The following is a 3,176-nucleotide window of genomic DNA, read 5'->3' as shown; positions in this document are numbered from 1 at the left end:
CGGCCGTGACGCAGCGTTCCGGCCAGTTGAGCGGCGCGCGCAGGTAGCCGATCGCCGTCGCGCCCCAGAGCACGACCGCCAGCAGCGCCTTGACGACGATGTAGGCGACGCCGGTGAAGGTGAGTTCGCCCTGCAACATCAGCAGCGGGTCGTAGACCGCCATGTAGGGAACGACGAAGCCGGCGATGGCGATCTGCGTCGCCTTCCAGCCGATCGCGTCGTGCGAGGCCTTGGCGATGCTGGAAGCGGCCAGGGCGGCCAGCGCGACGGGCGGCGTCAGGTCGGCCATGATCCCGAAGTAGAAGGTGAACATGTGGCTGACGATCAGCGGGACGCCCATCTTGTAGAGCGCCGGCGCGGCGATCGCGCTGGTGATGATGTAGTTGGGGATGGTCGGGATGCCGGTGCCGAGGATGATGCAGATGACCATCGTCAGCAGCAGCGAGAGGAACAGGCTGTGCTCGCCGACCTGCATGATCCACGACGCGAAGGTCGAGGCGGCGCCGGTCAGCGAGAGCACGCCGACGATGACGCCGACCACCGCGCAGGCCAGACCGACCGGCAAGGCCTGGCGGGCGCCATCGACCAGGCTCATCTTCAGCGTGTGCAGGGTCTTGTCGCCGCCCTTGACGAACAGGCAGGCGAGGACCAGGGCGGCGATCACGGCGAGCACCGGCCAGATGCCAAAGGAGACGAAGGCCGAGGCGCCCAGCCCGATCGCCAGCCAGAACACGTAGCGGAAGGCGGCAAGCGAAATGCGCGCGGCGAGCGCGGCGCCGAGGATCAGGATGGCGGTCAGGGCCAGCCCGACCATGCCCGAGAACATCGGCGTGAAACCGTGGAAGAGCATCCAGACCAGGGCGGCCAGCGGGGCGACCAGGTACCAGCTCTCGCGGAGCGCCCGCCAGGGGTTCGGCAACTCGCTCCTGGGGATGCCGAGCAGTCCCTTGCGTCCGGCTTCCAGATGCACCATCCAGAAGGCGGTGAAGTAATAGAGCAGGGCCGGGATCACGGCGGCCTTGACGATCTCCGAATAGGGAACGTCGAGCGTTTCGGCCATGATGAAGGCGACGGCGCCCATGACCGGAGGCATGATCTGGCCGCCCATCGAGGCGGTCGCCTCGACCGCGCCGGCGAACACCGGGGTGTAGCCGTAGCGCTTCATCAGGGGAATGGTGAACTGGCCGACGGTCAGCACGTTGGCGATGCCCGAGCCGGAAATGGTCCCCATCAGCCCCGACGAGATCACCGCCACCTTGGCCGGGCCGCCTTGCGCATGGCCGACCAGGCCGAGCGAGAAAGCGTTGAACAGGCGGATCATGCCGGCGTGTTCGAGGAAGGAGCCGAACAGGATGAACAGGAAGATGTAGGTGGCCGAAACCATCGTCGGCACGCCGAAGAGGCCCTCGCTCGACAGGAAGAGGTTGTCGATCACCTGGTCGAAGCCATAGCCGCGGTGCGCCAGCAGATCCGGCAGGTATTGGCCCCACAGGCCGTAGGCGAGGAAGATGGCGCACAGGATGGGCAGCGCCAGGCCCATGACCCTGCGCGTGGCTTCGAAGACGAGGACGACGAAGGCCGTGCCGGCCATCAGGTCGGGGATCGACGGGTCGCCCGAACGCTGGATCAGGTCGCCCTCGAAGATCCAGTGGTAGGTGGACAGGGCAAAGGCGCCGGCGGCGAGCAGCCAGTCGTGCCAGGGTACCCGCGTCAGCCTGGCGCCATGCCGGAACGCCGGATAGAGGACAAAGGTCATGGCCAGCAGGAAGCCGACATGCAACGAGCGGATGACCAGGCTGGAGAGCGGATGGAAGGCGGCGACGATCAGCTGGAAGGTGGAGAAGGCCAGCGCGATCGCCATCAGCGTGCGCAACGGCCAACCGCCCAGCGTGCGCGGGATGCCGTGCTCCGATACTTCGTCCTGGCCGTGGCCGGGAGCGGCCACGCAGTCGTCGTGCATCGTGCCTCCGCGGGAGGAAGCCGGTCGGCGGCCGCTTACTTGACGAGGCCCGCCTCGCGGTAATACTTCTCGGCGCCCGGGTGCAGCGGCGCCGGCATGCCGGCGGCGGCCTTCGTCTTGTCGATGGCCTTGGCGGCGGCGTGGGCGGCGCTCATCTGGTCGAGGTTGTCGAACATCGATTTGGTCATGGCGTAGACCGTGTCGGCCGGCACGCCGTCGTGGGTGACCAGGAAATTCTGCACGGCGACGGTCGGTATCGCGGCGGTCTGCCCCTTGTAGGTGTCGGCCGGGATGGCGCCGGCCTGGTAGGCCGCCTCGCCGATCTTCGTGACGACCTCGGGCGGGATCGGCACGATGACGATGGGCACGGCGGTCGCCAGGTCGCGCACGGCGGCGACGCCGAGCCCGGCGGAGATGAGCGTCGCATCGAGCTGGCGGTTCTTCATCAGTTCGACCGATTCGCCGAAGGGCAGGTACTCGACCTTGGCGAAATCCTTGTAGCTCATGCCGGCGCCCTTGAAGATGTCACGCGCGTTCAGCTCGGTGCCCGACTTCGGCGCGCCGACCGCAATGCGCTTGCCCTTGAGGTCGGCCAGCGTCCTGATGCCCGAATCGGCGGCGGCGACGATCTGGATGTAGTTCGGGTAGATGGCGGCGACCCCGCGCAGCTTTTTCAGCGGAGTCTTGAAGCCGGCCTCCTCGTTGCCCTTCCAGGCCTCGTTGAGGGAATCGCCGAGGGTGAAGGCGATCTCGCCGCGCCCGGCCTGCAGCAGGTTGAGGTTCTCGGCGCTGGCCTTGGTCGCCTGCACCGACGACTTGGCATCGGGCAGCGCCTTGCCGTAGATCTGGGTCAGCGCGACGCCGAGCGGGTAATAGACGCCGCTGGTGCCGCCGGTGAGCACGGTGATGAACTCGGCTGCCGATGCGGACAGCGACAGGCACAGCGCGGCGGCGCCGGCTGCCAGGGTGTGGCGAAGCTTCATGGGTTGTCTCCTTTGTTGTCGTTTCGGCCCGCTGTTGCGGCCGTGCGGGCATTCTAGGTCATACGATCCCTTTCCGGCGCAAATCGGCAATGTCGTTTTCGCCGTAGCCCAGTTCGCGCAACACGGCCCCGGTGTCCTGGCCGAGCGTCGGCGGCGCTCGCCGGTAAGCGACCGGCGTCGCCGACAGGCGGATCGGGTTCGCCACCTGCGGGGCGACGCCGCCTAGGCGGTGC

Annotated in this window: 2 protein-coding genes; both read right to left on the bottom strand. The window is 67.6% G+C overall.

Annotation, left to right across the window (positions count from 1 at the left end):
* A partial coding sequence (locus B3E43_RS10625) for a TRAP transporter permease (RefSeq protein ID WP_292029262.1) occupies positions 1 to 1,960 on the bottom strand: 1,960 nt, incomplete at its 3' end.
* Between the two features lie 35 nt (positions 1,961 to 1,995).
* Positions 1,996 to 2,943, bottom strand: a complete 948-nt coding sequence (locus B3E43_RS10620) for a TAXI family TRAP transporter solute-binding subunit (RefSeq protein ID WP_292029260.1) — start codon at positions 2,941 to 2,943, stop codon at positions 1,996 to 1,998.
* Positions 2,944 to 3,176 lie beyond the last annotated feature (233 nt).

This window comes from Brevundimonas sp. UBA2416 (genome assembly GCF_002343105.1).
Lineage (GTDB): Bacteria > Pseudomonadota > Alphaproteobacteria > Caulobacterales > Caulobacteraceae > Brevundimonas.
Note: the sequence above shows the minus strand (reverse complement) of the source record. Positions and strands in the feature narration are given on the sequence as shown.